Raw genomic sequence first — 548 nt, forward strand, 5'->3', positions numbered from 1 at the left:
CGGAATCAAATATCTGCCGCTGGTAATTTATTATCCTTGCCCGGATGTTTTTCATAAGGTGACCAGGCATTGTCACTCCACCCTAATAAAACTTTATCTCCGGGGAGGAAATGAACGTGCAAATCATTCTCACCCCATTTGCGTTCGGGAAGAGGAATGACGATACGGCGAGTCTCAAGTCGCATTCCCTTAAGATATTGTTCATGCGTTATATCAAGAGTCCAGACAACTTCCGCCGTCTTCCCGCTGATACTGCCACAACACGTTGTTTTACCCCCACCATGAGCAAATGCATTGGGTCCAGCCACACCATTCACACTAAACCCCAAAATAGGCCGGTCAATTTCGCTGTGAATAATCAATGTCACCGGCCCGGTCGGTGGTCCCCAGATGGATGCCCAGACTACCCAGCCTCCCCATCCCAGTATGAACAATAATAATCCCGCGCCCAGCCATTTACCCCAGCGCGCATAGCCGCGATTAACGGCTCCGTCTATTTTTTCCAGTCTTCTAAAAAAATCCATTTTATTCCCCGCCATAACTTTTAT

Annotated in this window: 1 protein-coding gene; it reads right to left on the minus strand. The window is 48.0% G+C overall.

Annotated features, from left to right (window positions below):
- Positions 1-5: 5 nt before the first annotated feature.
- Entirely contained in the window at positions 6-524 is a 519-nt protein-coding gene (locus J1778_RS00115) for a DUF3304 domain-containing protein (RefSeq protein ID WP_217171496.1), read from the minus strand.
- Between the last annotated feature and the right edge of the window lie 24 nt (positions 525-548).

This window comes from Rahnella bonaserana, from assembly GCF_019049675.1.
In the GTDB taxonomy this organism is placed as follows: domain Bacteria; phylum Pseudomonadota; class Gammaproteobacteria; order Enterobacterales; family Enterobacteriaceae; genus Rahnella; species Rahnella bonaserana.